The sequence below is a fragment of the Stenotrophomonas sp. YJH_SMC_105-26 genome (assembly GCF_059368915.1).
Window position 1 is genome coordinate 413,022 of record NZ_JCAFSD010000001.1, and the last position, 25,144, is coordinate 438,165.

General features: G+C 65.3%; 22 protein-coding genes and 3 tRNA genes. 3 read left to right on the top strand and 22 right to left on the bottom strand.

What is annotated here, in order from left to right; all coding sequences use genetic code 11:
* Nucleotides 1-50: 50 nt before the first annotated feature.
* The 22 genes from nusA to AC5P7F_RS02195 form a co-directional block, all read right to left on the bottom strand.
* Nucleotides 51-1,562 carry a transcription termination factor NusA gene (nusA, locus tag AC5P7F_RS02090; RefSeq protein ID WP_014647859.1) on the bottom strand — a complete coding sequence of 504 codons (1,512 nt, stop codon included), beginning with the start codon at nt 1,560-1,562 and terminating at the stop codon, nt 51-53.
* 4 nt (nt 1,563-1,566) lie between these two features.
* On the bottom strand, nt 1,567-2,157 hold the full coding sequence (gene rimP / locus AC5P7F_RS02095) for a ribosome maturation factor RimP (RefSeq protein WP_014647860.1): 591 nt from the start codon (nt 2,155-2,157) through the stop codon (nt 1,567-1,569).
* Nucleotides 2,158-2,523: 366 nt separating this feature from the next.
* Nucleotides 2,524-2,600, bottom strand: a tRNA-Met gene (locus AC5P7F_RS02100).
* A gap of 82 nt (nt 2,601-2,682) precedes the next feature.
* Nucleotides 2,683-2,759: transfer RNA gene (locus tag AC5P7F_RS02105), tRNA-Met, on the bottom strand.
* Nucleotides 2,760-2,886: 127 nt separating this feature from the next.
* Nucleotides 2,887-4,347, bottom strand: coding sequence for an NADH-quinone oxidoreductase subunit NuoN (gene nuoN / locus AC5P7F_RS02110; RefSeq protein WP_032957446.1), 1,461 nt, complete (start codon nt 4,345-4,347; stop codon nt 2,887-2,889).
* A gap of 15 nt (nt 4,348-4,362) precedes the next feature.
* Nucleotides 4,363-5,871 (bottom strand): NADH-quinone oxidoreductase subunit M, encoded by a 1,509-nt coding sequence (locus AC5P7F_RS02115; RefSeq protein WP_019660580.1) that lies wholly within the window; start codon nt 5,869-5,871, stop codon nt 4,363-4,365.
* Nucleotides 5,872-5,894: 23 nt separating this feature from the next.
* Entirely contained in the window at nt 5,895-8,069 is a 2,175-nt protein-coding gene (gene nuoL / locus AC5P7F_RS02120) for an NADH-quinone oxidoreductase subunit L (RefSeq protein WP_046431809.1), read from the bottom strand.
* Between the two features lie 7 nt (nt 8,070-8,076).
* Nucleotides 8,077-8,382, bottom strand: a complete 306-nt coding sequence (gene nuoK / locus AC5P7F_RS02125) for an NADH-quinone oxidoreductase subunit NuoK (RefSeq protein WP_005417921.1) — start codon at nt 8,380-8,382, stop codon at nt 8,077-8,079.
* Complete coding sequence (locus AC5P7F_RS02130; protein ID WP_014647864.1) at nt 8,379-9,035, bottom strand: NADH-quinone oxidoreductase subunit J; 657 nt, start codon at nt 9,033-9,035, stop codon at nt 8,379-8,381. The genes nuoK and AC5P7F_RS02130 overlap by 4 nt, the downstream gene beginning before the upstream one ends.
* Nucleotides 9,036-9,044: 9 nt before the next feature.
* Nucleotides 9,045-9,533 (bottom strand): NADH-quinone oxidoreductase subunit NuoI, encoded by a 489-nt coding sequence (gene nuoI / locus AC5P7F_RS02135; protein ID WP_005410456.1) that lies wholly within the window; start codon nt 9,531-9,533, stop codon nt 9,045-9,047.
* Nucleotides 9,534-9,537: 4 nt separating this feature from the next.
* Nucleotides 9,538-10,632 (bottom strand): NADH-quinone oxidoreductase subunit NuoH, encoded by a 1,095-nt coding sequence (gene nuoH, locus AC5P7F_RS02140; RefSeq protein ID WP_014037948.1) that lies wholly within the window; start codon nt 10,630-10,632, stop codon nt 9,538-9,540.
* Nucleotides 10,629-12,863 carry an NADH-quinone oxidoreductase subunit NuoG gene (nuoG, locus tag AC5P7F_RS02145; RefSeq protein ID WP_164077541.1) on the bottom strand — a complete coding sequence of 745 codons (2,235 nt, stop codon included), beginning with the start codon at nt 12,861-12,863 and terminating at the stop codon, nt 10,629-10,631. Before nuoG ends, nuoH begins: the two co-directional genes overlap by 4 nt.
* Complete coding sequence (nuoF, locus tag AC5P7F_RS02150) at nt 12,860-14,200, bottom strand: NADH-quinone oxidoreductase subunit NuoF (protein ID WP_014647866.1); 1,341 nt, start codon at nt 14,198-14,200, stop codon at nt 12,860-12,862. Before nuoF ends, nuoG begins: the two co-directional genes overlap by 4 nt.
* Before the next feature lie 4 nt (nt 14,201-14,204).
* Entirely contained in the window at nt 14,205-14,732 is a 528-nt protein-coding gene (gene nuoE / locus AC5P7F_RS02155; RefSeq protein WP_014647867.1) for an NADH-quinone oxidoreductase subunit NuoE, read from the bottom strand.
* Between the two features lie 97 nt (nt 14,733-14,829).
* Entirely contained in the window at nt 14,830-16,137 is a 1,308-nt protein-coding gene (locus AC5P7F_RS02160; protein WP_014647868.1) for an NADH-quinone oxidoreductase subunit D, read from the bottom strand.
* On the bottom strand, nt 16,134-16,883 hold the full coding sequence (locus AC5P7F_RS02165; protein WP_014647869.1) for an NADH-quinone oxidoreductase subunit C: 750 nt from the start codon (nt 16,881-16,883) through the stop codon (nt 16,134-16,136). The genes AC5P7F_RS02160 and AC5P7F_RS02165 overlap by 4 nt, the downstream gene beginning before the upstream one ends.
* A gap of 33 nt (nt 16,884-16,916) precedes the next feature.
* Nucleotides 16,917-17,471: a NuoB/complex I 20 kDa subunit family protein gene (locus AC5P7F_RS02170; RefSeq protein ID WP_005417936.1), complete on the bottom strand. Its 555-nt coding sequence runs from the start codon at nt 17,469-17,471 to the stop codon at nt 16,917-16,919.
* Nucleotides 17,462-17,818, bottom strand: a complete 357-nt coding sequence (locus tag AC5P7F_RS02175) for an NADH-quinone oxidoreductase subunit A (protein ID WP_008265012.1) — start codon at nt 17,816-17,818, stop codon at nt 17,462-17,464. Before AC5P7F_RS02175 ends, AC5P7F_RS02170 begins: the two co-directional genes overlap by 10 nt.
* A gap of 111 nt (nt 17,819-17,929) precedes the next feature.
* Nucleotides 17,930-18,014 (bottom strand) — tRNA-Leu (locus AC5P7F_RS02180).
* 51 nt (nt 18,015-18,065) lie between these two features.
* The gene (gene secG, locus AC5P7F_RS02185; protein ID WP_164077540.1) at nt 18,066-18,503 is read right to left on the bottom strand and encodes a preprotein translocase subunit SecG; all 438 of its coding nucleotides are present in this window, start codon (nt 18,501-18,503) and stop codon (nt 18,066-18,068) included.
* A 31-nt stretch (nt 18,504-18,534) separates the two neighbouring features.
* Nucleotides 18,535-19,290, bottom strand: a complete 756-nt coding sequence (tpiA, locus tag AC5P7F_RS02190; RefSeq protein ID WP_014647872.1) for a triose-phosphate isomerase — start codon at nt 19,288-19,290, stop codon at nt 18,535-18,537.
* Nucleotides 19,291-20,071: 781 nt separating this feature from the next.
* The gene (locus tag AC5P7F_RS02195; RefSeq protein ID WP_032956201.1) at nt 20,072-21,007 is read right to left on the bottom strand and encodes an isopenicillin N synthase family dioxygenase; all 936 of its coding nucleotides are present in this window, start codon (nt 21,005-21,007) and stop codon (nt 20,072-20,074) included.
* Between the two features lie 194 nt (nt 21,008-21,201).
* On the opposite strand from AC5P7F_RS02195, the gene AC5P7F_RS02200 reads away from it, so the two are divergent.
* From AC5P7F_RS02200 to AC5P7F_RS02210, 3 genes are read left to right on the top strand one after another with little or no spacing between them, the layout of a single operon-like run.
* Nucleotides 21,202-23,076: a DUF3413 domain-containing protein gene (locus AC5P7F_RS02200; RefSeq protein ID WP_495204130.1), complete on the top strand. Its 1,875-nt coding sequence runs from the start codon at nt 21,202-21,204 to the stop codon at nt 23,074-23,076.
* Nucleotides 23,077-23,096: 20 nt separating this feature from the next.
* Nucleotides 23,097-24,242 (top strand): glycosyltransferase, encoded by a 1,146-nt coding sequence (locus AC5P7F_RS02205; RefSeq protein WP_197603055.1) that lies wholly within the window; start codon nt 23,097-23,099, stop codon nt 24,240-24,242.
* Complete coding sequence (locus AC5P7F_RS02210) at nt 24,235-25,092, top strand: polysaccharide deacetylase family protein (protein WP_049407821.1); 858 nt, start codon at nt 24,235-24,237, stop codon at nt 25,090-25,092. Before AC5P7F_RS02205 ends, AC5P7F_RS02210 begins: the two co-directional genes overlap by 8 nt.
* The last annotated feature ends 52 nt before the right edge of the window (nt 25,093-25,144 follow it).

Sequence of the window (25,144 nt, forward strand, 5' to 3'; positions counted from 1 at the left end):
TGGCGCGGATTCTACGCCCTGAGCGGCTCAGGGCCCTGTTCATTGCCGGCTCATTCGCCGCGTTCCAGTCGGGCGATCTCCTCGGCACGGGCGGCCAGGATCAGCGCAGCGGCGCGCGCCTGATCCAGTCCTTCGATGCCGAAGTCCATGACCTCGTCGGCGGCCAGGTCGGACAGATCCTCGCTGGTACGCACGCCGTGGCCGGCCAGCGCGTACGCGGTGGCTTCGTCCATGCCCTTCAGGGACAGCAGGTCCTGCGCCGGCTGGCCGTCTTCAAGGCCTTCCTCGACTGCCAGGGCCTCATTGAGCAGCGCATCGCGGGCACGAGCGCGCAGCTCTTCGACGATGTCCTCGTCGAAACCTTCCACGGCCAGCAGTTCGCCGACCGGGACATATGCGATTTCCTCGACGGTGCCGAAGCCTTCGCTGACCAGGATGCCGGCGATTTCCTCGTCCACTTCCAGCTTGTCCATGAACAGCTGGCGGGCCGCAGCCTGCTCGGCTTCCGACTTGGCGGTGACCTGGTCCTGGGTCATCACGTTGAGCTGCCAGCCGGTCAGGCGGCTGGCCAGGCGCACGTTCTGGCCGCCCTTGCCGATCGCCTGGGCCAGGCGGTCTTCGGCAACGGCCAGGTCCATCGAGTGCTTGTCTTCATCGACGATGATCGACTGCACTTCGGCCGGCGCCATCGCGTTGATGACGAAGTTGGCCGGGTTGTCGTTCCACAGCACGATGTCCACGCGCTCGCCATTGAGCTCGTTGGACACGGCCTGCACGCGCGAACCGCGCATGCCGATGCAGGCGCCGATCGGATCGGTGCGCTGGTCGTGGGCCAGCACGGCGATCTTGGCGCGGTCGCCCGGGTCACGTGCACAGGCCTTGATTTCCACCAGGCCCTGGCCGACTTCCGGCACTTCCAGCTTGAACAGCTCGATCATGAATTCCGGGGCGGCACGGCTGATGAACAGCTGCGGGCCACGCGGCTCCGAGCGCACTTCGGCCAGGTAGCCGCGCACGCGGTCACCGGCGCGCAGCACGTCGCGCGGGATGCCCTTGTCCTTCGGGATGAAGCCTTCGGCGTTGCCACCGAGGTCGACATAGATGTTGCCGCGCTCGGCGCGCTTGACCACGCCGGTGATCAGCTCACCCACGCGATCCTTCCACGCATCCACGACCTGCTGGCGCTCGGCTTCGCGCACGCGCTGGACGATGACCTGCTTGGCGGCCTGGGCAGCGATGCGACCGAAATCCGGGTTCTCGATCTGCTCTTCGATGTAGTCGCCGACCTCGACGCCTTCGGCTTCATCGACGGCATCCATCAGGCGGATCTGGCGGTCCGGCGATTCCATGACCACGTCATCGGCCACCACTTCCCAGCGGCGGAAGGTTTCGTAGCTGCCGTCCTTGTGGTCGATGACCACGCGGGTCAGCACTTCCTCGTCGGGATAGCGCTTCTTCGCTGCCGAGGCCAGGGCGGCCTCGATGGCATCGAAGATCACTTCACGCGGCACGCCCTTCTCGTTGGCGACTGCGTCGACTACCAGCAACAGTTCCTTGCTCATTGGCTCACTCCGCGCGCGGCTTCTTTGCCGCCGGCTCGTTGGAAGAAGAATTCGTGTTCGGCTTCGGACGCTTCGGCGCCGGACCGGTCGGCTTGCTCGGGGCCAGCCCCAGCGCCACCCAGTCGGGCATGATCCGTGCCTTGTCGATGTTGTCGGCCGACACGACCACTTCGGCCTTGTCGACGATGAAAGTGATGGTCCCCGCCGCCTCGTCGGTCGCCTCGATACGACCCTGCAGGCGACGACGGTTGTCCTGCGGCAGCTTCAGCGTGACCTTGGCCGATTCGCCGAGGTGACGGCCGAACTGTTCCAGGCTGAACAGCGGGCGGTCGACGCCCGGCGAGGACACTTCCAGCGTGTAATTGCCGCTGATCGGGTCCTCGACGTCCAGCTGCGCCGACACTTCGCGGCTGACCCGCTCGCAGTCGTCGACATTGATGATGCGCTCGGGCTGTTCAGCCAGCGGCACGTCGATGTAAAGGCGCAGGGTCGCACCGCCGGGGGCCGGCAGATACTCAACGCCCAGCAGCTCCAGGCCCAGCGACACAACGGTCGGGGCGAGCAGATTCGCGATGTCGGTTGCCTTGTCGCTCACAGCCTGCCTTGATCTCTATGGTTGGGTGCCGGCCTTGGCCGGCGTGGAAACGTGACGCCCCGGAAACGACAAAGGGCCCGTTGGGCCCCTTTTCCGGAAAGACTCCGGTGACTGGATTCCGGTTGCAACCTGCATTGCCTGCCGGTTGCGGCCCTCCTTCCGGGTCCGGACTCCCGCTGGGAGGCCGCCTTCAGGGGCACTGCTAGGCCGCTGATGATAGCGACTGCACCGCGCTGGTGCAAGGTGCGGACCCGGGTCAGATCCCTTTTCCCGTGGATAAGGGATCTGACCCCGATCACGCAGAAACAACGCAGACCCCAAAGAAAAACGCCCTCGAAGCAGGACTTCGAAGGCGATCTCTTTACTTGGTAGCGGGGGCAGGATTTGAACCTGCGACCTTCGGGTTATGAGCCCGACGAGCTGCCAGACTGCTCCACCCCGCATCAGAAGCGGAATCATGAGGCATTGCTGCGACAAATGCAAGCTTTCCCTCATTCATCGAACCGGTTGGCGCCGATCCGACGTTGGTAGCGGGGGCAGGATTTGAACCTGCGACCTTCGGGTTATGAGCCCGACGAGCTGCCAGACTGCTCCACCCCGCACCGGAAGTGTTTGAACTGCTGCCCTGCTCTTTCGAGGAGGGCTACCGCAACGATGTTCTGGCTGAACCGCTGCTGTGACAACTCAGGCTGCGCATATTACACGAATCGCGCAGCTTTGTGTCAACTTTCATGCAAGATGCGCAAATGCCTGCTGGCACCAGACCATGATCGGGTTCCAGGCCAGGCCCAGCGCGAGCAGCGCCAGGGCATTCACGCCCAGCACCACGCCCAGCACGCGGTCGTTGCTGCGCGGCATGGCCTCGCCCACCGGCTCATCGAAGTACATGACCTTGATGACGCGCAGGTAGTAGAAGCAGCCGACCACGGCGCACAGCACGCCGAGGATGGCCAGCCACAGCAGGCCGCCGTTGACGGCCGCGCCCAGCACCGCCAGCTTGGTCCAGAAGCCCAGGAACGGCGGGATGCCGGCCAGCGACGCCATGATGCACAGCACCAGGCCGGCCATCCACGGGTTGCGGGCGTTCAGGCCCTTGAAGTCCTCGATGTTCTCGGCTTCAAAGCCGGCACGCGACAGCGCGATGATCGCGCCGAAGGCGGCGGTGGACATGATCGCGTAGGCCAGTGCGTAGAACAGCGCGGCGGCGTAGCCCTGCGAACCGCCACCGGCGATGCCCATCAGCAGGAAGCCGATGTGCGAGACGGTGGAGAACGCCAGCATGCGCTTGAGGTTGCTCTGCGCGATGGCCATCAGGTTGCCGATGACCAGCGATACCGCGGCCAGGCCGGCGATCAGCAGCTGCAGTTCGGTCGACAGCGGACCCACGCCCATTTCCAGCAGGCGGTAGGCCATGCCGAACGCGGCCAGCTTCGGCGCCGAGCTGATGAACAGTGCGATCGGTGCCGGGGCACCCTGGTACACGTCCGGCAGCCACATGTGGAACGGCGCGGCACCCAGCTTGAAGGCGACGCCGGCGATCATGAACACCGCACCGGTGATCAGCAGCACGCGCTCTTCCGAGTGCGGGATGGCCTCGCGGATCACATCCAGGTGCAGGCTGCCGGTGGCGCCGTAGATCAGCGACATGCCGTAGAGCAGCAGGCCCGAGGCCAGCGAACCCAGCACGATGTACTTCATCGCCGCTTCCGACGCCAGGCCGCTTTCGCGGTTGCTGGCGACCAGGGCGTAGGAGCACAGCGCCAGCAGTTCCAGGCCCAGGTAGACCATCAGCAGGCTGCCGGCCGAGACCAGGATCATCATGCCGGCGGTGCCGAACAGGATCAGCACCGGGATCTCGCCCTGGAACAGGTCGCGATCACGCAGGTAGCGCCAGCCGTAGACCAGGGTCAGGCCGCTGAGCAGCACGATTCCGGTCTTCATCACGTCCGCGGCGGTATCGCGCACGAACATGCCATGGAAGACCTCCCCCTGCCCGCCCACGCCGGTGGCCAGCATGAACAGCACCACGGCCAGCGCAGCGAGCGAGAACAGGTGGGTGACGATCTTGTTCCGGTTGCTGACGAACAGGTCGAGGATCATCAGGGCGAAGGCGCTGCCGATCAGCACCAGCTCGGGAGCGAGCGGTGGCAGGTCAGCGGCGGTCAATGGCAGCAGCGGCGAGGTGGTCATCATCAAATCCTGGAATTACAGCAGCTTGCTGGATGCGATCTGCATCGCCAGCTTCGCGATCGAGGGCTCCATCAGGTCGGTCAGCGGCTTGGGGTAGATGCCCAGGGCCAGCACGCCGATGGCGAACACGCCCAGCACCAGCCATTCGCGGCCGTTGATGTCCTTCAGTTCGGCAACATGGCTGTTGGCCACTTCACCGAAGAAGATGCGCTTGTACAGCCACAGGGTGTAGGCGGCGCCGATGATCAGGGTGGTGGCCGCGCCCAGGGCGATCCACGGATTACGCTGGAAGGCCGAGAGGATGACCATGAACTCGCCAACGAAACCGCTGGTACCCGGCAGGCCCGCGTTGGCCATGAAGAACAGCATCGCGAAGGTGGCGAACCACGGCATCACGTTGACCACGCCGCCGTAATCGGCGATGCGGCGGCTGTGCATGCGGTCGTACAGCACGCCGACGCAGGAGAACATCGCGCCGGACACGAAGCCGTGCGAGATCATCTGCACCATGGCGCCCTGCAGGCCCAGGCGAGCGGCATCGGCGTTGCCGGCTTCGCGCACCAGCCACAGGGCGATGAAGGTGCCCAGGGTGACAAAGCCCATGTGCGCGATCGACGAATAGGCGATCAGCTTCTTCATGTCGTCCTGCACCAGGGCGACCAGGCCGACGTAGATCACCGCGATCAGCGACAGCGCGATCACCAGCCAGGCCCATTCCTGCGACGCGTCCGGGACGATCGGCAGGTTGAAGCGCAGGAAGCCGTAGCCACCGATCTTCAGGGCGATCGCGGCCAGGATCACCGAACCGGCGGTCGGCGCTTCCACGTGGGCGTCCGGCAGCCAGGTGTGGACCGGGAACATCGGCACCTTGACCGCGAAGGCGATCAGGAAGGCGAAGAAGATCCAGGTCTGCTCCTTGGCCGACAGCGGCAGCGCGTACAGGTCGGCCAGCTGGAAGCTGCCGCCCTTCATGTACAGGTAGATCAGCGCCACCAGCATCAGCACCGAGCCGAGGAAGGTGTACAGGAAGAACTTCAGCGCGGCGTAGATGCGGCGCGGACCGCCCCAGACACCGATGATCAGGAACATCGGGATCAGCATCGCTTCGAAGAACACGTAGAACAGCATCGCGTCCGTCGCGGCGAAGATGCCGACGGTGACACCTTCCAGGATCAGGAAGGCCGCCACGTACTGGTTCACGCGCTTGTCGATGGCGCTCCAGGCGCCGATCAGGGCAAGCACGCTGACCAGGGTGGTCAGCAGGATCAGCGCCACGGCAATGCCGTCCACGCCCAGGTTGTAGCCGATCTTGTACGCCGGGATCCAGGCATGGGTCTCGACGAACTGCAGACCATCGACGCCTGCGTTGTAGCCGCTCAGCAGCGAGAGGCTCGCCACGAAGGTCAGCACCGCTACGCCCAGCGACGCCCAGCGGGCGGTCTGCGCATCACGGATCGCAAGGATCAGGGCACCACCGATGATCGGCAGCCAGATGAGGACACTGAGTAGAGGCCAGTTCGACACGTCTTCTTATTCCGTACAGGTCATCAACGCAGGTAATGCATCAGCACGCCCAGCAGGGCAATCAGGCCGATGATCATCGCGAAGGCGTAGTGATAGAGGAAACCGGATTGGGTACGACGCAGCACGCCGGCTGCGACGTCCACAACACGTGCCGAGAGATTGACCACGCCGTCGACGATGTTGCTGTCGATCCAGCGCGAGACCTTGCCCAGCTTGACGCTGCCACCGGCAAAGCCATCGATCCACAGCTTGTCGAAGCCGTACTTGTTTTCAAGCACCGACACCAGCGGAGCAAAGGTCTTGCGGGCCTTGCCCGACAGGTCCGGCTTCCACAGGTAGAACAGTGCGGCCAGCAGGAAGCCCGCAACGGTCAGCATGAACGCCGGAGCCATCATGCCATGCAGCGCGAAGGCGACCGGGCCATGGAACTCCTCACCCAGGAAGCCGATGGTGTTCTTGGCCGGATCGTAGAAGTCGACGATGCCGGTGAAGAACGTGTGCGCCTGGCCCTTGATGGCATCGTGCGCGTGGTTGCCGGCCCAGTCGGTGCCGTACAGCATCGGGCCGATGCTGAAGAAACCGATGGCGATCGACGGGATGGCCAGCAGGATCAGCGGCAGGGTCACCACCCACGGGGTTTCGTGCGGCTCGTGCGGACCGTGGCCATGGCCGTGGTCGTCGTGGCCATCACCATGGTGTGCATCGCCGTGGTGGGCGTCGGCGGCGTGGTGATCGTCATGGCCATGGCCGTGATCGTCATGCGCGTCGCGGAAACGCTCCTTGCCGTGGAAGGTCAGGAACAGCAGGCGGAAGCTGTAGAAGCTGGTGACGATCACGCCACCCAGCACCGCCCAGTAGCCATAGGTGGCCACCCAGCTGTTGGACAGGTGCGCGTGCAGCTCGGCCGCCTCGATGATGGTGTCCTTCGAGTAGAAGCCGGAGAAGAACGGCGTGCCGACCAGCGCCAGGGTACCGATCCACATGGTGATGAAGGTGATCGGCATGTACTTGCGCAGGCCGCCCATCTTGCGCATGTCCTGCTCGTGGTGCATCGCGATGATGACCGAGCCGGCGCCCAGGAACAGCAGGGCCTTGAAGAAGGCGTGGGTCATCAGGTGGAACACGGCAGCCGAATAGGCCGACACGCCCAGTGCAACCGTCATGTAGCCCAGCTGCGACAGGGTCGAGTACGCGACCACGCGCTTGATGTCGTTCTGCACGATGCCGATCAGGCCAGTGAAGAACGCGGTGGTGGCACCGATGAACAGCACGAAGTTCAGCGCGGTCTGCGACAGCTCGAACAGCGGCGACATGCGGGTGACCATGAAGATACCGGCGGTCACCATCGTCGCGGCGTGGATCAGTGCCGAGATCGGGGTCGGGCCTTCCATCGAGTCCGGCAGCCACACGTGCAGCGGGACCTGGGCCGACTTGCCCATGGCACCGATGAACAGGCAGATGCAGATGACGGTGGCGATCGACCAGATCACCGGCTCGTTCAGCAGCTGCATGCCCAGCAGCGTGCCGTCCCAGATCTGCAGCTGGGCGCGCGGGTCGGCCAGCATGCCGGCCTGCGAGAACACCTGCGAGTAGTCCAGGGTGCCGAACACCCACAGCACGCCGGCGATGCCCAGCAGGAAGCCGAAGTCACCGACGCGGTTGACCAGGAACGCCTTCATGTTGGCGAAGATCGCGGTCGGGCGCTTGAACCAGAAGCCGATCAGCAGGTACGACACCAGGCCCACCGCTTCCCAGCCGAAGAACAGCTGCAGGAAGTTGTTGCTCATCACCAGGGTGAGCATCGAGAAGGTGAACAGCGAGATGTAGCTGAAGAACCGCTGGTAGCCCGGATCGTCCTGCATGTAGCCGATCGTGTAGATGTGGACCAGCAGCGACACAAAGGTCACCACCACCATCATCATCGCGGTCAGCTTGTCGACCATGAAGCCGACGTGGGCCGAGTACTGGCCGACTTCGAAGAACGTGTAGATGTTCTGGTTGAACGGCTGCGCCCCACCCCACAGCAGCTGGTAGAGCGTATACATCGACAGGCCGCAGGCCACCGCGACGCCGAGGATGGTGATGGTCTGCGCGCCGAAGCGCTTGACCTGGCGACCGAACAGGCCGGCGATGATGCTGCCGAACAGCGGTGCGAGCACCACTGCGATCAACAGACTCTTGGAGAGAGTGATTTCCATCTGTGGATCAGCCCTTCAACGAATCGACTTCGCCGACATTGATCGTGCGGCGTGTACGGAACAGAGTCACCAGGATCGCCAGGCCGATGGCGGCTTCCGCGGCGGCGACGGTCAGGATGAAGAACACGAACAGCTGGCCGGACGGATCGCCCAGCTGACGCGAGAAGCCGACGAAGTTGATGTTCACCGACAGCAGCATCAGCTCGATCGACATCAGCAGGACGATGACGTTCTTCCGGTTGAGGAAGATACCGGCCAGGCTGATGGCGAACAGCACCGCGCCCAGCGCGAGGATATGGCCAAGGGTGATCACGGCTGGGTCTCCTCGCCGGCGACCGGCTTGCTGTTGCTGTGCACGACCGGTGCTTCGGCACCCATCTTGACCATGCGCAGGCGCTGGCCGGCCTTGACCATGGTCTGCTGGCCCGGGTTCTGGCTCTTCACGCCGGTACGGCGACGCAGGGTCAGCATCACGGCGGCAACCACGGCCACGGTCAGGATGACGGCGGCGAACTCGAACGGCAGCAGGTACTCGGTGAACAGCGTGCGTGCCAGCCAGGTGATGTTGGAGCTGTCGGCGGCGACCGCAGCGGCGTTGTCGGCCGGGAACGGCGTGACCGAACGCGCCTTGACCCCGATCAGGATCAGCATCTGCGCCAGCATCGCGACCGCGACAATCAGGCCGACCGGCAGGTAGCGCACCCAGCCCTCACGCAGCTTGGTGGGGTCGATGTCCAGCATCATCACCACGAACAGGAACAGCACCATCACCGCACCGACGTAGACCAGCACCAGCGCCACACCGAGGAACTCGGCGCCCACCAGCAGCCACACGCAGGCGATGGAGAAGAAGGTCAGCACCAGGCAGAGCACGGCGTGAACCGGGTTGCGCACGCTGATCACCGCACCGGCCGAAACCGTTGCCGCGATGGCGAACACCCAGAAAGCGATATTTACCCAATCCATCTCTCGACCTCAGCGGTAAGCGGCATCGGCGGCGCGACGCTCGGCGATCTCGTTTTCGAGACGGTCGCCCAGGGCCAGCAGCTGCGGCTTGGTAACGATGTTTTCGCCACGATTCTCGAAGTGGTACTCGAGGATGTGGGTTTCGACGATCGAGTCCACCGGGCAGCTTTCCTCACAGAAGCCACAGAAGATGCACTTGAACAGGTCGATGTCATAACGCGTGGTGCGGCGGGTGCCGTCCTCGCGCTTGGCCGAGTCGATGGTGATGGCCAGCGCCGGGCACACCGCTTCGCACAGCTTGCAGGCGATGCAGCGCTCTTCGCCGTTGGGATAACGGCGCAGCGCATGCAGGCCACGGAAGCGCGGCGACTGCGGGAACTTCTCCATCGGGTACATCATCGTGTACTTCGGCTTGAAGCTGTACTTCAGCGTCAGCCAGAGGCCCGCCAGCAGTTCGAGCAGCAGCAGGCTCTTGAAGTAATGGGTAATCCTGTTCATCACTTTAGACGCCCTTTTGAATCACGCCGAAGAACACCATGACGGCGGTAACCGCGATCCACAGAATGGCCAGCGGGATGAAGACCTTCCAGCCCAGGCGCATGATCTGGTCGTAGCGGAAGCGCGGGAAGCTGGCACGGAACCAGATGTAGGCACTGGCGAAGAAGAACACCTTGACGAACAGCCACGGCGCGCCCCCCTTCCAGATCCAGTCGACCAGCGGCGAGACATCGCCGAAGTTGACCCAGCCCTGGACCGGGCTCAGCCAGCCGCCGAGGAAGAAGATCGAGATCAGGAAGCTGATCAGGATCATGTTCGCGTATTCGGCCAGGAAGAACAGGGCGAAGGCACCGCCGGAGTATTCGACCATGTGGCCGGCGACGATTTCCGATTCGCCTTCCACCACGTCGAACGGCGCGCGGTTGGTTTCAGCCACGCCCGAGACCCAGTAGATGACGAACAGCGGGAACAGCGGCAGCAGGAACCAGTCGAAGAAGCCGGAACTGCCGGCCTGCGCCATCACGATGTTGCTCAGGTTCAGGCTGCCCGAGGCGATCATCACGCCGACCAGGGCGAAGCCCATGGCGATTTCGTAGCTGATCATCTGCGCCGAGGCGCGCATCGCCCCCAGGAACGCATACTTCGAGTTGGACGCCCAACCGGCCAGGATGATGCCGTAGATGCCCAGCGAGGTCATCGCCAGCAGGTACAGCAGGCCGGCGTTGGCGTTGGACAGCACGATCTGCGAATCGAAGGGCACCACCGACCAGGCCGCGAAGGCCGGGGCCAGGGTGATCAGCGGGGCCAGCAGGTAGATCGCCTTGTTGGCGCTGCTCGGCTGAACCACTTCCTTGAACAGCAGCTTGAAGACGTCGGCGAAGGCCTGGAAGATGCCCATGCCCACGTACATCGGGCCGTGGCGGACGTGCATCCAGCCGATCAGCTTGCGTTCCCAGACCACGTAGAAGGCCACCGAGATGATCACCGGAACGGCGATCACCAGGATCTTCAGGATGATCCAGATCAGCGCGCCGATGTCACCGAGGCCCAGCAGCCACTGGTGCAGCGGGTCGACCGCGTTCAACAGCAATTCGTTCATGCAGCCACCACCGATACGCGAGCGGCACCCAGCGGCGCGGTCGCGCCGTGGCCCGATTCAATCCAGACCGAACCCGCAGCGACGCGGGCGTCGACCACCACCGGCAGGGTGGCCTTGCCGGCATCGGTGCCGACCTTGGCCATCTGCCCTTCCTGCAGCTGCAGGCGAGCGGCATCTTCAGCGTTCAGCACGATGCGCGGGGCGTTGTTGAGCGGATGCGACTGCAGCGCCGGGGCGCGACGGACCACCGCATCGGTGCGGTAGATCGCGGCGGTCGAAGCCACTTCCAGGCCTTCGCCGGCAACCACCGGCTGCGCCGAAGCGGCAACGGTGACCGGTACCGGGGCCAGGCTGGCGCGCAGGCCGGCCAGGTCGGTGAAGTCGAAACCGGCCACGGCCAGCTCGCCGCCCAGGGCGCGCAGCACGCGCCAGCCTTCACGGGCCTCGCCCGGCAGCTTGCCGCCGGCACGGGCCGACTGCTCGCGACCATCAAGGTTGGTCAGGGTGGCGTCGATTTCCGGCAGCGCACCGATCGGCAGGATCACGTCGGCGACGTCGCGGGTCGAGGCACAGGCGAACTGGCTGAAAGCCACCACCTGGGCACCGGCCAGCGCCTTGCGCGCGGCAGGGGCATCGGCGAAGTCCAGGCCCGGCTCCAGGCCGTACACCACATAGGCCTGGCGCGGCTGCGCCAGCATCGCGGCGACGTCCTTGCCAGCCGGCAGCACACCGGCGCGGGTCAGGCCAACGGCGTTGGCGCCCTGCGGGATGCGGCACAGCTTGGCACCGGTGGCGGAGGCGAACTCACGCGCAGCAGCGCGGATCGCGGCAGCCTGCGGGTGGTTTTCGGCGATGCCACCGACGATCAGCACGGTGTTGTTGCCGCCCTGCACTGCCGAACGCAGCTCGGCGTTGGCCAGCGCGTCGACGAACTTCGACGGTGCGACGATCTGCTTGCCGGCGATGCTGAAGGCGAAGTCGAAGTCCACCGGGTTGACGACATGGATCTTCGCGCCCTTGGTGGTCTGCGCCTTGCGCAGGCGGGCGTGCAGCAGCGGCAGTTCGTGGCGGATGTTGCCGCCCAGAACGACGATGCGGTCAGCACCTTCGATTTCGGCCAGCGGCAGGCCGAACACTTCGGCGGTTGCGGCGTCGGAGAAATCGCGGTTGTTGATGCGGTGGTCGATGTTGCCCGTGCCCAGGCCCTTGGCCAGGCGGGCTAGCAACGCGCCTTCCTCGTTGGAGGTGGACGGGTGCACCAGCACGCCCAGGTTGTCGCCCTGGTTCGCCTTGAGGATCTCGGCGGCCGCGGCCAAGCCTTCGGCCCAGCTCACTTCCTTCCACTCGCCATTGACCTTGCGCAGCGGCTTGACCGCACGGTCTTCGCTGTACAGGCCCTGGTGCGAGTAGCGGTCACGGTCGGACAGCCAGCACTCGTTCACGGCTTCGTTGTCGCGCGGCACGGTGCGCAGCACTTCACCGCGACGCACGTGCAGGAACAGGTTCGAACCCATCGCGTCGTGGTAGCCCAGCGATTCGCGCGCGGTCAGTTCCCACGGACGGGCGCGGAACTGGAACACCTTGTTGGTCAGCGCGCCGACCGGGCAGACGTCGACGACGTTGCCGGACAGCTCGGTGGTCAGCGGCTTGCCGTCAAAGGTACCGATCTGCAGGTTCTCACCGCGGTACATGCCACCCAGTTCGTAGGTACCGGCAACGTCGGCGGTGAAGCGGACGCAGCGGGTGCACTGGATGCAGCGGGTCATCTCGGTAGCGACCAGCGGGCCCATGTCCTCGTCCGGCACCACGCGCTTGCGCTCGTTGAAGCGGCTGACCGAACGGCCATAGCCCAACGATACGTCCTGCAGCTCGCACTCGCCGCCCTGATCGCAGATCGGGCAGTCCAGCGGGTGGTTGATGAGCAGGAACTCCATCACCGAGCGCTGGAACTTCAGTGCCTTCTCGCTGCGGGTGGCGACCTTCATGCCGTCCATCACCGGGGTGGCGCAGGCCGGCGCCGGCTTCGGCGACTTCTCCACGTCCACCAGGCACATGCGGCAGTTGGCGGCGATCGGCAGCTTCTCGTGGTAGCAGAAGCGCGGAATCGGAATACCGGCCTTGTCGGCCGCCTGGATGATCATCGAACCCTTGGGCACGACCAGCGACTTGCCATCGATCTCGATGGTCACGTGATCCGGTGGCACGTTCGGGTTTACGGGTTGCGCGCTCATGCGGCGGCTGCCTCCACCTTCTTGCCGTCAACCATCGAATGACCGTTGACGATGTAGTACTCGAATTCGTCCCAGAACTGGCGCAGGAAGCCCTGGATGGGCCATGCAGCCGCTTCACCGAACGCACAGATGGTGTGGCCTTCGATCTGCCCCGCCACCGCCTTCAGCTGGTGCAGGTCTTCCATCGTGGCCTTGCCGGCGACGATGCGCTCCAGCACGCGGTGCATCCAGCCGGTACCTTCACGGCACGGGGTGCACTGGCCGCAGGATTCCTTGTGGAAGAACTGGCTGATGCGGCAGGCGAACTTGACGCAGCAGACGCTGTCGTCGAGCACCACGATCGCGCCCGAACCCAGGCCGGAGCCCAGTGCACGGATGGTGTCGTAGTCCATCGGCAGGTCCTCCAGCTCGGCCGCGGTCAGCACCGGCATCGACACGCCGCCCGGGATCGCGCCCTTCAGCGTGCGGCCCGGACGCAGGCCACCGGCCATTTCCAGCAGGTCGTGGAATTTGGTGCCGAGCGGCACTTCGAAGTTGCCGCCGTTCTGCACGCAGCCGGACACCGAGAAGCACTTCGGACCGCCGTTGGCGGTCAGGCTCAGGCCCTTGAACCACTCCGGACCGTTGCGGATGATCGCCGGCACCGAACCGTAGGTTTCGGTGTTGTTGATCGTCGACGGCTTGCCATACAGGCCGAAATTGGCCGGGAACGGCGGCTTGTAGCGCGGCTGGCCCTTCTTGCCTTCCAGCGATTCCATCAGCGCGGTTTCTTCGCCGCAGATGTAGGCGCCGGCGCCCAGCGCACCGTAGATGTCGATGTCCACGCCGCTGCCGAGGATGTTCTTGCCCAGCCAGCCGTTCGCATAGGCGTCGGCCAGGGCCTGCTCGAAGTGCTCGAACGGCTCGTGGTGGAACTCACCGCGCAGGTAGTTGTAACCCACGGTCGAACCGGTGGCGTAGCAGGCAATCGCCATGCCTTCCACCACCGAATGCGGGTTGTAACGCAGGATGTCGCGGTCCTTGCAGGTGCCCGGCTCGGATTCGTCCGAGTTGCAGAGGATGTACTTCTGCATGTTGCCCTTGGGCATGAAGGACCACTTCAGGCCGGTCGGGAAGCCTGCGCCACCGCGGCCGCGCAGGCCCGAGGCCTTGACCATCTCGATGACCTGCTCCGGCGGGATCTTCTCTTCGAGGATCTTGCGCAGGGCGGCGTAGCCACCGGTCTTCAGGTAGCTTTCGTACGACCACGGGGTGTCGTAATGCAGGGTGGTGTAGACCACCTGGTGCGGCAGCGGCGCGGGGCCGACCGGACCCTTGGATTCGTGGTGATGTGCCATGCCCTTACTCCAGCCCGTCCAGCAGCTCGTCGACCTTTTCCAGGGTCAGACGCTCATGGTAGTGACCGTTGATGACCATCATCGGCGCGCCGCCACAACCGGCCAGGCACTCTTCCTCGCGCTTGAGGTAGACGCGGCCATCCGGGGTCGATTCACCGTGCTTGATGCCCAGCTTCTTCTCGCAATGGCGGACGATGTCCTCGGCGCCATTGAGCCAGCAGCTGATGTTGGTGCAGATGGCCACGTTGTTGCGGCCCACCTTCTCGGTCTCGAACATCGAGTAGAAGCTGGCGACCTCGTAGGCCCACACCGGCGGCAGGTCGAGGTACTTGGCGACGGCGGCGATCAGCTCGTCGGTCAGCCAGCCCTGGTTCTGCTCCTGGGCCGCATGCAGGCCCTGCAGCACGGCAGAGCGCTTGCGGTCCGGCGGGAACTTGGACAGCCAGTGATCGATGTGAGCGCGGGTCTTGTCGCTCAGCACCACCATCGGGTCGACGTCGCGCGCCGCCTCGAAATTACCTGTCGCCTTCATCGGCCGACCTCAGCGAAATGCATAACGTGAAATTCCAGAAACTGCGGCGCCGGCTTGCGCCGGCTGCCTGCAGCGGGCGTTGGCGTGGCGGACGGCATTACCGGTCAACCTCGCCGAACACCAGGTCATAGGTACCGATCATCGCCACCACGTCGGCCAGCATGTGGCCGCGCACGATCGAATCGATCGAGGACAGGTGGGCGAAGCCCGGTGCGCGCAGGTGCACGCGGAAGGGCTTGTTGGCGCCATCGGAGACCAGGTAGCAGCCGAATTCGCCCTTGGGCGCTTCCACGGCCGCATAGGTTTCACCCGCCGGTACGCAATAGCCTTCGCTGAACAGCTTGAAGTGGTGGATCAGCGCTTCCATGTCGTCCTTCATGTCCTCGCGCTTGGGCGGAGCGACCTTGAAGTTCTTGACCATGACCGGGCCGGGGTTGGCCTTCAGCCACGCCACGCACTGCTTGATGATGCGGTTGGATTCGCGCATTTCGGCGACGCGGACCAGGTAGCGGTCGTAGCAGTCGCCTTCCTTGCCCAGCGGGATGTCGAAATCGACAGCATCGTACTTGGCGTACGGGCGCTTCTTGCGCAGGTCCCAGGCCACGCCCGAGCCACGCAGCATCACGCCGGTCATGCCCCACTGGTGCGCCAGTTCCGGAGTGACCACGCCGATGCCGACGGTACGCTGCTTCCAGATGCGGTTGTCGGTCAGCAGGGTTTCGTATTCGTCGACGCGCTTGGGGAACTCGACGGTGAAGTTCTCCAGGAAGTCCAGCAGCGAGCCTTCGCGTGAAGCATTGAGCTGCTTCAGCGCCTTGCCCTTGTGCCAGCGCGATTCCTTGTACTTCGGCATGTGGTCCGGCAGGTCGCGGTAGACACCGCCCGGGCGGTAGTACGCCGCGTGCATGCGCGCGCCGGAGACCGCTTCATAGCAGTCCATCAGCTCTTCGCGCTCACGGAAGGCATACAGCATCACGGCCATCGCACCCAGGTCGAGCGCGTTGGAGCCCAGCCACATCAGGTGGTTGAGGATGCGGGTGATCTCGTCGTACATGGTGCGGATGTACTGCGCACGCTCCGGCGCCTCGATGCCCATCAGGGTCTCGATCGCGCGCACGTAGGCGTGCTCGTTGCACATCATCGACACGTAGTCGAGGCGATCCATGTAGCCGATCGACTGGTTGAACGGCTTGGACTCGGCCAGCTTCTCGGTGCCACGGTGCAGCAGACCCACGTGCGGGTCGGCACGCATGATGGTTTCGCCGTCCATTTCCAGGATCAGGCGCAGCACACCGTGAGCGGCCGGATGCTGCGGGCCGAAGTTCATGGTGTAGTTGCGGATTTCCTGCCGGCTTTCGGCGGCGTTGCTGGCGAACGCTTCGCCGGCCTGGTGTACGTGGCTCACTTCACTGCCTCCTGCGCGCGCTCACCGGCTGCGGTCTGCAGACGGGCGTCGTCACGGATCACGCGCGGCACGCCGACACGCGGCTCCACCGAGGTGACCGGTTCGTAGATCACGCGCTTCTTTTCTTCGTCGTAGCGGACTTCGACATTGCCGATCAGCGGGAAGTCCTTGCGGAACGGATGGCCGACGAAACCGTAGTCGGTCAGGATCCGGCGCAGGTCCGGGTGGCCTTCGAAGATCACGCCGTACAGGTCGAACGCTTCGCGCTCGAACCAGTTCAGGCCCGGCCACACGCTGGTCAGCGAGGACACCACCGGCAGCGCTTCGTCAGGGGCGAAGCAGCGCAGGTGCATCATCAGGTTGTGCTGGTACGAGCGCAGCTGGGCGACCACGGCGAAACGCTGGGTCGGCATGTGCTGCGGGCGGGCACCGTCGGCACCGTTTTCCTCGGTGGGGAACTCGCCCCACGCGAAGCGGCCCTGGGCCTTGCCTTCGACGCCACGGCTGAAGCCCTGCGAGGACACGTCGGCGGTGTCCCATTCGTCGGAGCCATAACCGAGGTAGTCGACGCCGCACAGATCCACGGCCTGCTCGAAACCAAACTCGTCACGCAGCGCCAGGGCGGTGGCGTGCCACTCGGCGGCAGGCACTTCCAGCGTCACTTCGCCGCGGGGTTCGACCACGATGACCTTCGCACCAGCGAAACGTGCGGAGAGTCGGTCGATGAAGGATGCTTGCTCTGCCATGGGGGCTTGGCGCGCTCTTGTCAGGTGAAGGGGTCAGCGGGCGATGGTCTGTGTACGCCAGATCTTCTTCTGCAGCTGCAGGATCCCGTACACCAGCGCCTCGGCGGTCGGCGGGCAGCCCGGGACGTAGACGTCCACCGGCACCACGCGATCACAGCCGCGCACGACAGAATAGGAGTAGTGGTAATAGCCACCGCCGTTGGCGCAGCTACCCATCGAGATGACCCACTTCGGGTCCGGCATCTGGTCGTAGACCTTGCGCAGCGCCGGGGCCATCTTGTTGACCAGGGTACCGGCCACGATCATCACGTCGGACTGACGCGGCGACGGGCGGAACACCACGCCGTAACGGTCAAGGTCCAGGCGCGCGGCGCCGGCGTGCATCATCTCGACCGCGCAGCAGGCCAGGCCGAAGGTCATCGGCCACATCGAGCCGGTGCGCGCCCAGTTCAGCAGTGCGTCGACGCTGGTGGTGACGAAGCCCTTTTCCAGCAGCGGGTTGTCGCCTTCCGGCCGCAGGATGTCATCAACCCGGCCTTCCGGCGACGGGTTGTTCATGAGGCCATCGAGAGTCTGAATCACTCCCATTCCAGCGCTCCCTTCTTCCAGACGTAAATGAAACCGAGGAACAGCATGCCGACGAACAGGCCCATGGTGATGAGCGAACGGGCGCCCAGCTCCATGAAGACCTGGGTCCACGGCACGATGAAGATGATTTCCAGGTCGAAGACGATGAACTGGATCGCGATCAGGTAGTAGCGCACGTCGAACTTCATGCGCGCGTCTTCGAAGGCCTCGAAGCCGCACTCGTACGGCGACAGCTTTTCCAGATCGGGGCGGCGGGGACCGAGGAATCGACCAACCAGCATCAGCGTAATGCCGATACCGGTGGCAACGATCAGAAACAGCAGAGAAGGCAAATATTCGGCCAGCACAGCGATTCTCTCTTGCCTCTGCCGCCGCGCCTGCAGGCGCTTTGGCATGGGGGAGTGGACGGGAACCTGCCTGGCGCCTTGCGCGCCAGACGAACCCGCTTTACTTACAAATGGTGCCCAAGAGGGGACTCGAACCCCTACGACTTGCGTCGCTACCACCTCAAGGTAGTGCGTCTACCAATTCCGCCACCTGGGCAAACGATCACATCAGACTATCTTCCCGATGCGCCGCGTATTGTAACCGGCTTCAGTGTTTCTGGGAGCCTTCCGAAGGCTTTTCTTCACCAGAAACCGAAGATTCCGCCTGAGCCGGCACATTCGCCGCCGGAACCGGGGCGGCCGGGACCGGATCGGCCTTCGGAACGGGCGGCAGTTCGCCCGCCGGAGCCGCCGGCGCGCTGGCCGCCGGGGCGGACATCAGGCCCAGGTCCTGGTCGGCCGCCGGACGGGTGCCGTGACCGGCATACCAGGCCATGAAGAGACTGATGCCGAAGAACACGACGGCCAGCCACTTGGTCGACTTGGACAGGAAGTTCGAGGCGCCACGCGCACCGAACACCGTACCCGAGGCGCCGGCGCCAAAGCCCGAACCCGCCGCCGCACCCGAGCCACGCTGCATCAGGATCAGCGCGATCATGGCCACAGCGACCAGCACGTAGACGACATTGAGGATCAACATCAGCATTGGAAACCGCCCTCGGACAATACTTCTAGGATTAGTTCGCGGCCGCCGCCCGTGCGATGGCCAGGAAGTCCGCGGCCACCAGGGAGGCGCCGCCGACCAGCCCACCATCGACATCCGGCTGCGCGAACAGTTCCCCGGCATTGTCGGGCTTCACGCTACCGCCGTAAACAATGGGCAGTGAATCAGCAATTCTAGCATCGAAGCGCGCAACTTCGCCACGGATGAACGCGTGCACCTGCTGTGCCTGCTCCTTTGTAGCAGTACGGCCGGTACCGATGGCCCAGACCGGCTCGTAGGCGACCACGGCCTTGGCAAAGCCGGCCGCGCCGACCAGTTCCAGCACCGGCGCCAGCTGGCTGGCGATGACCGCTTCGGTCTGTCCGGCCTCGCGCTGCTCCAGGGTCTCGCCCACGCACAGCACCGGCACCAGGCCGGCATGCTGGGCGGCGGCGAACTTGCGCGCGACCAGCTCGCTGCTTTCATGGTGATACTGGCGGCGCTCGGAATGGCCGACCAGGCCATAGCGGGCCCCGACCTCGACCAGCATGGCCGCGCAGACCTCGCCGGTATAGGCGCCCTTCTCGTTGCTGCTCACGTCCTGCGCGCCGAAGGCCAGGCTGGTCTCGCCGAAGTCCTCGACCAGCTCGCCCAGGTACGGCAGCGGCGGCAGGATCACCACGTCCACACCCTCCAGCGGAAGCCCGGCGGCCACCTGCCCCAGCAGTTCATTGGCGAATTGACGGCTGCCATGCAGCTTCCAGTTTCCGGCGACGATCTTGCGGCGCATGAGCGGGTGGCTCCTGTGTGAAGTCAGCCGGTCATGATACCCGTTGCGGCAAAATCCGTTTCATTGTAAGCGGTTACATGGATTTTCAGCCAACGGCGCAGCCCCTCGTGGCGGAGGGGGGGGGTCGGGGTTTGGTTGGTCGCGGAGAGCCCGGCTAGATCTGGGGCTTGGCCGGGCGGGTGGGACTGCGCAGGGGGCGCTGCAAGTACGTCCATGTAAGCTCGATCGCCGCTTGCTCGTGTGCGCTGTCCTGCGCACACGGCAAGACCGGGATTGGGCGTCCTGCCCAACCCGCCCGAGGCATGCCTCGGGCCCATGCGGCTCACGCCCCTGCGCAGCCCCACCCGCCCGGCCTCTGACACAGTCCGGCGGTTCCGCCCGCCACGGGAAGAAAAAAGAAGAGCAAGAGCAAAGACAAAAGCTGCATTCCGGGTTGATGCTGGCTGGACCAACCCCCTACCCCACTTCGATCCGAGAGATCTCATCCACGCATGGCGTGAATCTACCGCGTCGAGCAAGGTCGACACCCACCAACCGTCACCGGGAAACTGCCGAAGGCGGGGAGGTGTCGGATGGCGGGGTGTCCGCGGCATGGATGCCGCGGCCAAGCCCCCAGGGATGGGTTTACGGCGTCCCCGCCATCCGACACCTCCCCGCCTCCCCACGGAACACCCCAGAGCCGCTTTGGCTTTGGACTTGCCGGCCAGCGGCCGGCACTACCGCGGGTGCAGGGTGCAACCCTGCAAAGAAAAAGGCCGCCTTTCGGCGGCCTCACTTTTCTTTACTTCAGCTTGATCTCGCGCAGGCGTTCCTCGAGGAAGCCGTGGGCGGTGATCGCCTCCGGATACCGGCTCGGGTTCTCCGGAGTGATGCACGAGGGCAGCACGTCGATCAGGAAGTCCGGGTTCGGGTGCAGGAAGAACGGCACCGAGTAGCGCGGCTGGCGCGCCAGGTCACCCGGGGGGTTGACCACGCGGTGGATGGTCGACGGATACACGTGGTTGGTCAGGCGCTGCAGCATGTCGCCGATGTTGACCACGATCGTGTCCGCATCTGACGTAAATGGCACCCACTCGCCGTCATGCGACTGCACTTCCAGGCCTGCGGCACTGGCGCCGACCAGCAGGGTGATGAAGTTGATGTCGCCATGGGCACCGGCACGCACGTTCGGGATGTCGTCAGTGGTGATCGGCGGGTAGTGGATCGGGCGCAGGATCGAGTTGCCGAAGTTGGTCTTGTCGGCGAAGAAGTCTTCCGGCAGGCCAATGTGCAGGGCCAACGCGGACAACACGCGCGACCCCAGGTTGTCCAGCGCCTGATACAGGCCGTAACCGCGCTCACGGAAACCTTCGACCTCGGCCGGCCACAGGTTCGGCGCCATCACGTCCCGGTACTTGGAATCGTCGGCGATCTCGCGGCCGATGTGCCAGAACTCCTTCAGGTCGAAATGCTTGGAGCCCTTGGCGGTTTCCACGCCGAACGGGGTGTAGCCACGGGCGCCGCCGCTGCCGGCCACGTGGTACTTGCGCTTGACCTCTTCCGGCAGGGCGAAGAAAGCCTTGAAGGCATCGTAGGCCGCGTCGATGTCGGCCTGCGGGATGCCGTGGTTACGGATGCCCGCGAATCCCCATTGGCGGTAGGCCGCGCCCAGCTCGGCCACGAAGGCCTCGCGGTCGCTGTCGAAACGGGTGATGTCGAGGGTGGGGATCTGGCTCACAGCGGTTCCTGGCTTGTCGTTGGGTCTGAGGGGGCCAACGCATTCATGGCCCGCCTGAACATTGTGACAGATCGCCCGGGGGACGCCACTCGATACACGGAAACAAACCGATACAATGCGCGACCCGCGCGCGGAGCAACGCTTCCGTCACGTTGGCCCTGCCCCTCCCCTGCACCCCCTGAACCTGCCCCACCATGCCCGCAGCTGCCCCTGCCGCCCCTGCCATTGAAGGTTCCGCCCGGCGCTGGCGGCTGGCCTGGTGGTCGCTGTTCATCGTCGGCAATGCGGTACTGGCCGCGGCGATTGCGCTGGGCAATGTACCGCTGCGTGACAATCCGGGCGGCGGCGCCGGCCTGGCCTATCTGGCGGTCGCCCTGCCCGGCCACCTGCTCGCGTTCGGTGCGCTGGCCGGCCTGCTGCCGCTGCTGCTGGGCCTGTGGCCACGCAGCGCGCGTACGCTGAGCATCAGCGCGGCCGTGCTGCAGGGCCTGTGGCTGTGCCTGCTGCTGGTCGACGCCAAGGTCTTCACCCTGTACCGCTTCCACCTCAATGCCATGGTCGTGAACATGGTGTTCGGCGGCGCCCTGCAGGACCAGGTTGCCCTGTCCTGGAAGACCTGGCTGCAGGTCGGCCTGCTGGTTGCCGCGGTCTTCACCGCCGAGGGCCTGCTGGCCTGGGCATGCTGGAAACTGCTGCCGGCCGCGCCGCGCCGTCGACGGGTGCTGCAGGCCTGGGCGGTGGTCGCGCTGGTGATGGCCGGCGGCCAGGTCGCCACGGCCTACTACGACGCCCGCGGCGACCGTGATGTGATCGCGCAGTGGAACTACCTGCCGTGGGCGCAGCCGATCACGGCCAAGAGCTTCATGCGGCGCCTGGGCGTGGTCAGCCAACAGCACGCCGGCCTGCCCGACCCGCGCCATGCGCAGCTGCTGTACCCGCTGCATCCGCTGCGCTGCCAGAGCCCACATCGTCCCAACGTACTGATGGTGGTACTGGAGTCGCTGCGCCACGATGTGCTGACACCGCAGCTGATGCCCAACACGTCGACGCTGGCGCGGGATGCGCGCGTCTTCGACCACCATTTCAGCACCGGCAATGCCACCCGCTACGGCCTGTTCGGGCTGCTCTACGGCCTGCCCGGCGGCTATTGGCCGAGCATGCTTGACGAGCAGCGTGGCTCGCAGCTGTTCCAGGTGCTGGGCCAGCAGGGCTACGACCTGCACCTGTACGGCAGTGCGCCGTTGTACAGCCCGGAGTTCGATCGCACGGTGTTCGCCGATGTCCGCGACCAGCTGCACCAGGGGCCGGCAGCGCTGAAGTCAGACGGCCGCGACCGCGCGATCATCAGTGCGCTGCAGCAGGACATCCGCGCCAGCCAGGCCGCGCAGCGCCCGTGGTTCGGCTTCGTGTTCCTCGACTCCACCCATGCGCCCTACCACATGCCCGAGGGCTATCCGGCGGTGGCCACACCGATGGCCGCCGATATCGATTTCCTCAAGTTCGGCCCGGAGCATGACCCGACGCCGGAACTCAACCGCTACCGCACCGCCGTGCACTATGCCGACAGCCTGATCGGCTCGCTGCTGGACGACCTGCGCGCACAGGGCCTGGCCGAGGACACCATCGTGCTGGTCACCGGTGACCATGCCGAAGAGTTCAACGACCTCAAGCTGAACTACTGGGGCCACAACGGCAACTTCTCCGACTATCAGCTGCAGGTCCCGTTCGTGCTGCATTGGCCGGGCAAGGCCGCTGGCCACGACGCACGCACCAGCTCGCACGAAGACTGGGTGCCGACACTGATGCGCCACGCACTGGGTTGCGAGAACGCACCGGCCGATTACAGCACCGGCCAGGACCTGCTGGCCGAGCCGCAGGGCACGCGTGCGCTGGTGGTCGAAAGCTGGTCGCAGCGCGCGGTGCGCCATGGCGATGCCATCTATGTGTTCGACAAGTTCGGCAACGCCACCGCCCTGGACCTGCGCTACCGGCCGCTGCCACAGCAGGCGCCCGATGCGGCCGCCGTACGCACTGCATGGGAAGCGCTGACCCGCTTCCGCAACCGCTGACCCTCAAGGATCGATCCTGCATGAACCGTCCGCTGCGCATCCTGCACACTGAAGCCGCCAAGGGAATGGGCGGGCAGGAGATCTACATCTTCCGCCACATGCAGGTGATGCGCGCGCGTGGCCACGAGGTGGCGCTGCTGTGCCAGCCCGAAGCGCGACTGGCCCAGCTGGCACGCGATGATGGTTTCACCGTGCATACCCTGCGCATGGGTGGCCTGCTGCGCCTGCTGCGCGGCATCTGGTCGGTCTCGCGCCTGGTGCGCCGCGAACGCTATGACGTGGTCAACACCACCAGCCGCCGTGACGCACTGATCGCCGCCGCCGGTGCACGCCTGGGCGGCACGCCGCTGGTGGTGCGCTCGCGCCACCTGATGAGCCCGGTCAACTCGCTGCTGACCTATACCGGCCTGCCGCACCGGGTGCTGACCGTCAGCAGCTTCGTCAAGCAGTTGCTGGCCGCGCGCGGCATTCCGGCCGAACACATCGGTATCGTGCCGCCCATCGCGGTCCCGCCGCGCTGGAGCAAAATCCGCAAGGACGACCCCTGGCAATGCCTGCAGGAGGTACGCGCGGACGTGCGCGCCGAACTCGGCTTCGGCGAACAGGACATCGTGGTCGGTTGCGTGGCGGTGCTGCGCGAACCCAAGGGTCATGCCGACCTGCTGCAGGCGATGGTACCGCTGTGCAAGACGCACCCGAACCTGCACCTAGTGGTGGTCGGCGATGGCCAGCCGGTCATGGACCGGCTGCAGGCGCTGCGCGACGAGCACGGGCTGCAGCAGCAGGTCCATCTGCTTGGCTATCGCGATGGCGCATGCCGGTTGATGGCTGGCTTCGACATCTTCGCGCTGGCATCGCACAAGGAAGCGGCCGGTACCGTCTTCCTGGAGGCCGCCTATGTCGGGGTGCCGATCGTGGCCACGCGGGTGGGTGGCGTGCCGGAGATGGTGGTGGATGGCAGCAATGCGATCCTCACCCGGCTGGGCGACAATGCAGCCCTGACAGGCGCCCTGCGCCTGCTGGTGGACGATCCGGAACGGCGGCGGCAGATGGGCCGCGCCGGGTGGGACTGGATGCGCAGCGCGCACCGGTTCACTCCCGACGGCCACGGTGAGACCACCGAACACTATTACCACCAGTGGCTGAAGGAGCTGGGACATGGCTGATGCCCGAACCGTACCGGTGCTGATGCACCACCACGTCAGTCCGTCGCCGGGGATGATCACCGTGTCACCGGAGAATTTCGAAAGCCAGATCGCGTGGCTGGCCGGCAACGGCTGGACGTCGCTGACACTGGACCAGTACGCCGGCTTCCTGGCCGGCAAGCCGGTGCCGCGCAAGTCGATCGTGATCACCTTCGACGATGGCTACCTGGACAACTGGGTGTATGCGCACCCGATCCTGCAGAAGTACGGCATGCACGCGGTGGTGTTCGTGGTCACCGGCTGGATGGGCGAAGGCCCGGAGCGGCCCCACGCCGGGCTTGCCGGGGCAACGTTGCCTGCCACGCCGGACCATCGCGGCTGCGAAGCGGCGATCTACGAGCAGAACCGCAGCGACGACGTGATGATGCGCTGGAGCGAAGCGCGCGCGGCCATCGCCGCCGGCACCTTCGAAGTGCATTGCCACACCCATACCCACACCCGCTGGCTGCGCCGCGACGACCTGGACCGCGCACAGCGCCGTGCCGGCCTGAGCCACGACCTGGCAGTCTCGCGCGACGTCCTGCAGGACAAGCTTGGCGAGGTGTCCGATACGCTGTGCTGGCCCTACGGCGATTTCGACCAGGACCACATCGAGGTGGCGCGCGAGCACGGCTTCCGCTACCTGCATACCACCCACCCGTTCGGACGCAATGTGGTGGGCGGCGACCCGGAGCGGATCTATCGTTTCGCGATCCGCAACCGCCCGGCCAGCTGGCTGCGAAAACGCATCGCACAGAGCTACAACCCGCTGATCGCACCGCTGTTCAATGGCTTCAAGGCACGCCAGAAGAAGATGGTGCCGGGGCCGTAGGCAACCCACCGCCCTGCCCCTTCAACGAAAACGCCCCGGCATTCCGGGGCGT

Excerpts from the sequence above, each read along its gene's own strand:
- nusA (WP_014647859.1), bottom strand. The coding sequence starts at position 1,562 with ATGAGCAAGGAACTGTTGCTGGTAGTCGACGCAGTCGCCAACGAGAAG.
- nuoN (WP_032957446.1), bottom strand. The coding sequence starts at position 4,347 with ATGACCACCTCGCCGCTGCTGCCATTGACCGCCGCTGACCTGCCACCG.
- nuoL (WP_046431809.1), bottom strand. The coding sequence starts at position 8,069 with ATGGAAATCACTCTCTCCAAGAGTCTGTTGATCGCAGTGGTGCTCGCA.
- AC5P7F_RS02130 (WP_014647864.1), bottom strand. The coding sequence starts at position 9,035 with ATGGATTGGGTAAATATCGCTTTCTGGGTGTTCGCCATCGCGGCAACG.
- nuoI (WP_005410456.1), bottom strand. The coding sequence starts at position 9,533 with ATGAACAGGATTACCCATTACTTCAAGAGCCTGCTGCTGCTCGAACTG.
- nuoH (WP_014037948.1), bottom strand. The coding sequence starts at position 10,632 with ATGAACGAATTGCTGTTGAACGCGGTCGACCCGCTGCACCAGTGGCTG.
- nuoG (WP_164077541.1), bottom strand. The coding sequence starts at position 12,863 with ATGAGCGCGCAACCCGTAAACCCGAACGTGCCACCGGATCACGTGACC.
- nuoF (WP_014647866.1), bottom strand. The coding sequence starts at position 14,200 with ATGGCACATCACCACGAATCCAAGGGTCCGGTCGGCCCCGCGCCGCTG.
- nuoE (WP_014647867.1), bottom strand. The coding sequence starts at position 14,732 with ATGAAGGCGACAGGTAATTTCGAGGCGGCGCGCGACGTCGACCCGATG.
- AC5P7F_RS02165 (WP_014647869.1), bottom strand. The coding sequence starts at position 16,883 with ATGGCAGAGCAAGCATCCTTCATCGACCGACTCTCCGCACGTTTCGCT.
- AC5P7F_RS02170 (WP_005417936.1), bottom strand. The coding sequence starts at position 17,471 with ATGGGAGTGATTCAGACTCTCGATGGCCTCATGAACAACCCGTCGCCG.
- secG (WP_164077540.1), bottom strand. The coding sequence starts at position 18,503 with ATGCTGATGTTGATCCTCAATGTCGTCTACGTGCTGGTCGCTGTGGCC.
- tpiA (WP_014647872.1), bottom strand. The coding sequence starts at position 19,290 with ATGCGCCGCAAGATCGTCGCCGGAAACTGGAAGCTGCATGGCAGCCGT.
- AC5P7F_RS02200 (WP_495204130.1), top strand. The coding sequence starts at position 21,202 with ATGCCCGCAGCTGCCCCTGCCGCCCCTGCCATTGAAGGTTCCGCCCGG.
- AC5P7F_RS02205 (WP_197603055.1), top strand. The coding sequence starts at position 23,097 with ATGAACCGTCCGCTGCGCATCCTGCACACTGAAGCCGCCAAGGGAATG.
- AC5P7F_RS02210 (WP_049407821.1), top strand. The coding sequence starts at position 24,235 with ATGGCTGATGCCCGAACCGTACCGGTGCTGATGCACCACCACGTCAGT.